Origin of the sequence: Psychroflexus sp. MES1-P1E (genome assembly GCF_002836055.1) — a bacterium.
Lineage (GTDB): Bacteria > Bacteroidota > Bacteroidia > Flavobacteriales > Flavobacteriaceae > Psychroflexus.
Window position 1 is genome coordinate 1 of the sequence record NZ_PJBS01000236.1, and the last position, 2567, is coordinate 2567.

General features: G+C 32.2%; 5 protein-coding genes. All 5 read right to left on the reverse strand.

Annotated elements, in window-relative coordinates; all coding sequences use genetic code 11:
- Positions 1 to 141: 141 nt before the first annotated feature.
- Positions 142 to 573 (reverse strand): DUF3995 domain-containing protein, encoded by a 432-nt coding sequence (locus tag CXF67_RS09230; protein WP_102088492.1) that lies wholly within the window; start codon positions 571 to 573, stop codon positions 142 to 144.
- A complete protein-coding gene (locus CXF67_RS09235) occupies positions 570 to 899 on the reverse strand; it encodes a flavin-dependent monooxygenase (RefSeq protein WP_102088493.1) in 330 nt (109 codons plus the stop codon). Before CXF67_RS09235 ends, CXF67_RS09230 begins: the two co-directional genes overlap by 4 nt.
- A gap of 194 nt (positions 900 to 1093) precedes the next feature.
- Positions 1094 to 1669: a hypothetical protein gene (locus CXF67_RS09240; RefSeq protein ID WP_102088494.1), complete on the reverse strand. Its 576-nt coding sequence runs from the start codon at positions 1667 to 1669 to the stop codon at positions 1094 to 1096.
- Between the two features lie 109 nt (positions 1670 to 1778).
- Positions 1779 to 2294 carry a substrate-binding periplasmic protein gene (locus tag CXF67_RS09245; RefSeq protein ID WP_180957943.1) on the reverse strand — a complete coding sequence of 172 codons (516 nt, stop codon included), beginning with the start codon at positions 2292 to 2294 and terminating at the stop codon, positions 1779 to 1781.
- Between the two features lie 48 nt (positions 2295 to 2342).
- On the reverse strand, positions 2343 to 2567 hold a 225-nt coding region (locus CXF67_RS09250; RefSeq protein ID WP_219621033.1), incomplete at its 5' end, for a hypothetical protein.

Genomic DNA, 2567 nt, shown 5'->3' on the forward strand with positions numbered 1-2567 from the left:
TTGCCAACTTATCATTTTGATAAGGAAGCGCTTGTGTACTACCAAACAATGAAAATTGTGCGTATGAAGAGCCGTATGATGGGAGACTATCACGTACGGTTCTGTGAGAGGTTTAGGGTGAGATTCCCCTTTACCTACTCGTCATTTATTCATTAGTTGTATTATAATCCCAATTATTCCAATTGACAAGCATAATGGTACAAACAATTTTGTGTCAGCTTTCGCAAAATCAGTATGCTTTATTTTCTTGAAAAGCCCTACATATTTAAAATCACCAATTGTTCTTAAAATAAAAATAGTAGGAATTATCCAACCTCCATAAGTAATTATCCAATTAGGAACTTGATTATTGAATATACCTGTTTTTACTAAATATAATAAGCCAAATGAAATTAAGCCAAGAGCAACAATTGCTGTGGCAATCTTCGGTGGTTTCATTGCTTTTTCTCCATTTTCTTCAGTAGGTAAAGCATTATTTATACCCCATTTTCCGCCAAAAAGCCAATAAAAATGGATGAACCCTATTGTAGTGAAAATTGCAAATAAAGAAATAGATAAAATAGTTTGAATCATATTTCTGCCAATTGAAAAATTAGTTCATTCTGTTTTCTATTAACTGAAGTAGGCGTTAATCTTAACATTTGATTACGTAAACCAATTAATATAGGATTTTTAAGATGTGCCATTTTTCCAACAAGCCAACTTGCTTTAACTACTTGATGTGCTTTTGGTAATCTTAATTTTTGATATTCCGAAAATGCTTTGGTAATCTCATATTTGTGTAAACACTCTGAAAGCACAAAAGCATCTTCGATAGCCTGACAAGCACCTTGCCCCATATTAAGGGTTGTTGCGTGTGCTGAATCTCCTATTCCTGCTCCAATAATATATATGTTCATAAAGTTCGTTCTAATTGGTGGTAACGTTCCCTGTGTATGTGTCAGGTGGGGAATGAAAAGCACTTAATTTTCTTTACTCACAAAAGTTTATAGAAAGTAATAACCTTTCAATTTACCATCAAAACCCCACTTGCACATACACAATGTTGGTGGTTCGGTTTTTTGTTTAGCTGTAACAAAAAAATGTTTGAGTGTTAACCACTAAAAAAATATATAACCCAAGATATTAACAAAACATATCTACCAACATCAAATAATATAAAATCAAACCAAGCTCTAATTTTACCCATATATTCCCATTCATATTTATTGGTTAAGGTAGATAATTTTAATTTTATTAGTTCTAAATTATATTCATTTTGGTATCTATTGAATGGTTTTTCTAAATCTGAACGGTATTTTTTATAAATATCGTCAGCTATCATATCATAACTATATTCATTAACATTACCAGTATATTCCTTTTTGATAATATCTAATATTTCAGGTTTTAATATTTTAAGTAGATATGTATCTTCACTCATTTTATTAAAAATAAAATTCATCCTTAATCTATGATATTCTCTGTGCCTATCCGCCTGTCTATTAATGAATAATATAAACAACGGAAATGAACATATTAATATCAGTGTCATAATAAACATATCTTTTCCCTGAACTGATGTGTTAAATTGTGTATTCGCTAGAGTAAGTACAACAAATAACCCCGATATTGTTAATAAGAATTGGTTATTTTCTTTATACCATTTTTTACCACTTCTTGTAATCATATTTAATATATTATTCGTTAATGTCTGTCTTTTTTTAAACTGACCCCCAACGGCCCCGCTATGAGACGTGTCCCGAAGGACATGTTTTTATAGCGATTGTTGGCAATAGTTATTTTTTAAATTCTGACGTAATATTCTCGAGTTCACCTGTGCTTCTTAATTGTTCAATTGCATTGTTGATGTCATTCAAAAGTTGGGGTTGGTCTTTATCAACCGCAATTCCAAACGGTTCTCGTGTGTAAGTATCATCTAATAATTTGAAATTGGGTGATTTACTCAGTAATGTCTTCAAGAAACTTCTGTCACCGAGATAAACATCAATTTTACCTTCTAGTAAAAGTTTTTCTGGTGCTTGGTCTCCTGAAAAGTATTCATAACTCACAATTTCAGATTCTTGTAAATTTCCTTTTGCCCAATCGTAAGCTGTTGTAAAGTCAAAAGCATAGACGGTTTTGTTTTGAAAATCATCCTTTGATTTAATTCCGCTTTTGGCTAAAACTAGAGCACTGGCTCCGTCATAGTAGTAAGGTTCTGAGAAGTTAACTTTTTGTTTTCGGTCTTCGGTAATTGTGATAGAGCGTATTGTTATGTCAGCTTTGCCGTCAGTTATCACATCTAATCTCACGTCTCCGTTTTTGTTGTACACGTAGTCATCTATGAAGTTATATTCATATCACGCTATTTCCAATATTCTCTCAATCAGCTTCGGTTCTAATCCCGAAGGTTTAGTTTCTCCTTGTTTCCAAATATATCCTGGTGGGTAAGATGCTCCTGGCCATGAAACAAAAATTTTTACTTCGTCACCTTTTTCTTGACAGCTTGAATTGCTAATTAATAGAAGCCCTATAAATAGGATAAAAATGTTTCTCATTTCGGTCTTTTTAATTATTGCCAACGT

Coding starts and splice junctions, on each gene's coding strand:
- CXF67_RS09240 (WP_102088494.1), bottom strand. CDS start 1,669: ATGATTACAAGAAGTGGTAAAAAATGGTATAAAGAAAATAACCAATTC.
- CXF67_RS09230 (WP_102088492.1), bottom strand. CDS start 573: ATGATTCAAACTATTTTATCTATTTCTTTATTTGCAATTTTCACTACA.
- CXF67_RS09235 (WP_102088493.1), bottom strand. CDS start 899: ATGAACATATATATTATTGGAGCAGGAATAGGAGATTCAGCACACGCA.